Annotated in this window: 2 protein-coding genes; both read right to left on the reverse strand. The window is 47.5% G+C overall.

Translation table 11 applies throughout. The features are described 5' to 3' along the window. Positions 1-1,494: heavy metal translocating P-type ATPase (locus B3O33_RS09975; RefSeq protein WP_292363519.1), on the reverse strand; the 1,494-nt coding region annotated here is incomplete at its 3' end. Between the two features lie 591 nt (positions 1,495-2,085). After that, positions 2,086-2,802, reverse strand: a 717-nt coding sequence (locus tag B3O33_RS09980; RefSeq protein WP_292363520.1) for an IS5 family transposase, incomplete at its 5' end; no start/stop codon positions are given.

Genomic DNA, 2,802 nt, shown 5'->3' on the forward strand with positions numbered 1-2,802 from the left:
GAGCCCCAAAGCACAGGGACAGGCTATCACCAGTACGGAAATTGCCGAAAGTGTACCCAGCATCAATGGTGAAAGTTCCGGGTTAACCCATGGCAGGAACTCGGCACCCCAGTAAAGAATCGGCCTAAGCGACTCGGCGAAAATTAGCCAGATTACAAAGCTAGCAAGACTGATCATGATAACCGCCGGGACAAACTTTGCGGTCACTCTGTCGGCGAATTCCTGGATGGGTATTTTAGAGCCTTGTGCCTGTTCCACCAGTCGGACAACTTGTGACAAAAAGGTATCGGCACCTACCCGAGTGGCGCGAACTTGCAGCATGCCTTCCTTATTAATGGTGGCTCCAATCACTGCTTCGCCAGGTCCTTTCTCCACCGGCACGGACTCGCCCGTGGCGATGGATTCATCCAGATGACTATTACCTTCGACAATTTCGCCGTCGGTAGGTACCTTGCCGCCAGGCCTAACCACCATGATGTCTCCGACCTGAAGCTCCGCAACCGCTACTTCAACTTCATGTCCTTCCCGTAGTACGGAGGCGGTTTTAGCACCCAGTTTTAGTAGTTTTTTGATCGCCTGTGATGCCCGCCCCTTGGCACGAGTTTCCAGGTAGCGGCCAAGCATATGGAAGGTCATGATGGTGGTGGCCATTTCAATAAAAGATGTCATGGGGTAGATAAATCCCACAAGCCCAATCAGGTAAGGGGGCAGGCTTCCCAAGGAAATAAGGACATCCATGTTGGCGGTGCGATTGGTAAGGGAACGCCAGGATGAGCGGTGGGTTGCCCACCCGCCTTGCAGGAAGACCACAGGAAAGCCAAGTAAAGCAACCCAAGTGAGATAGTTTGGCACCGGCACCCAGAACATATGCACCATCATCAATACCATAATCAATGTGGTTGGGATGGCGGCGAACCATAAACGCCTCCAAGCCTGTTCAAGGTAACGCTCTTCAACCGCCGCGTCGGCTTCCGCATTTCCCTGCGAACGACTTTCACTGATGGCTGCTACATCGTATCCCGCTTGCTCAATAGCTTCTTTGATGTTTTTTGTGTTTACTGTTACCGGATCGAAACTAACCGTCACCTTATGATTGGCAATGTTAGTTGAAATATCATTAATGCCGGTAAGGCGTTTGATGGAGGTTGAGACTAGCCCAGCACAATGATCGCTGCCCATGCTAGGTACTGTGAACAAGGCTTCGCTAGTTCCGCTAGACATTGGTGATGACATACTATCTACATCGTAGCCGGCCTTTTCGATTGCGTCCCAAATGTTCTTATCACTTAGCTGGTTTGGATCGAATTCCACAGTGACATGGTGGTTAGCTATGTTGGTACTGATATTGATGATGCCTGATAGTCGATTAATAGAAGCTGTTATGAGGCCAGCGCAGTGATTGCTGCCCATGCCGGACACCAAAAACTGTGTTGTTTCAACATCCGAAGTAGTTTTCGTAAGTTTAGATTTTGAGGGTTGTTCAGGTATGTCCATAGCTATCATCTAACTCCAATTTAGTATGCAAATAGTTAAGACGTTGTTGGGCAATTCAATCAGATTGATTTGACATTATCTGGGAATGTTCCAGACAGTTAACATCAAATTTCGGAAACTGAGTTCGAACATTCCAGCAAACTTACATCGATATGCATCTCGTGATTTATCAAAAAACCCGTCAACAAATATAGCTCCAATTTATCTTGTTGTAGAATCAATCTCGCTAACTAATATATGACGGCTAGGATCTCTAAGTTAGAGTTTCTAGCAGTAGAACAAAATAGATACTACACCTATAAGAAGATACTTAGATGCCTCTTTCAATATCATTACGTTTAGATTACAAAATCGTAATCATAAATTTCATAAAGTTGCGTATGATTGGATTTATGGATGATCTGTTTAGCAGGCTGTTGAAAAATGGGGTTTGATGAGCAAAAACTTCCCGCCGTTAAGAAAATGACGACGTATAAATCGGTAGAAACAATTGCCTCGATTTTGGTGTAACAATTACCTGCAATGCTCAATCGACGATCAGCAACAGCATCTGTTTAAAATATGCGCAGTTTTTGCCTTAATTCCCTGTTTTCAGGCCATTAAAGTCTTCAATCTCGTCACGTTGTACACCGCAGCCACAAACCGGAATATCCAGGCGACTTTGTCCCGGCCGCAGTGGCGAAGTTTTCTCATGAGACCAAACTCTTTCATCCAGCCAAAGCATTCTTCGATCCGCTTGCGTTTAACTTGACTGATACCGTAACCGATAGCTGATGTCGTTCTACCGTCAACGGCACTGCCTAATGATTTGGCCGCGACATGCGGTGTGACTTTTAACCCTCGGCACACTTCCACAAACTCGCCCGTGTCATAGCCCTTATCGGCACCCACCGTCATACCGGGACGGGTGCCTTGATATGCCAACATTGTGGTACCGGCGTCCCACTCCTGGCGGGTACCCGCTTCGGTTAATTCGGCTTCAACGATCAGCCCGTTTCGGTTTTCGGTTAGCAGGTGGCCCATATGATAGAGCTTCGATTCCTTGCCTTTACCCTTACGAAACAGGCGCGAATCACTATCGGTTGTGGACTGGTGTGTCTTGTTGCTGCGCTTATGTCCGTGGAAGTTGTCACCTGGACCGTCACTATCGTCTTTCGGTTTGAAGGATTTCATGGAGGCACAGGCTTCCAGCAAGGTGCCATCAACGCTGAAGTGTTCCCGTGACATCAATTGCTTGGCGTAGGCCTGTTTCTTGACAGCATCAAAAAAGTGCTGATCAACGTCATTGAGCATCAGGCGGTCCCGGTT

It is taken from the genome of Methylophaga sp. UBA1464, from assembly GCF_002325665.1.
GTDB lineage: Bacteria > Pseudomonadota > Gammaproteobacteria > Nitrosococcales > Methylophagaceae > Methylophaga.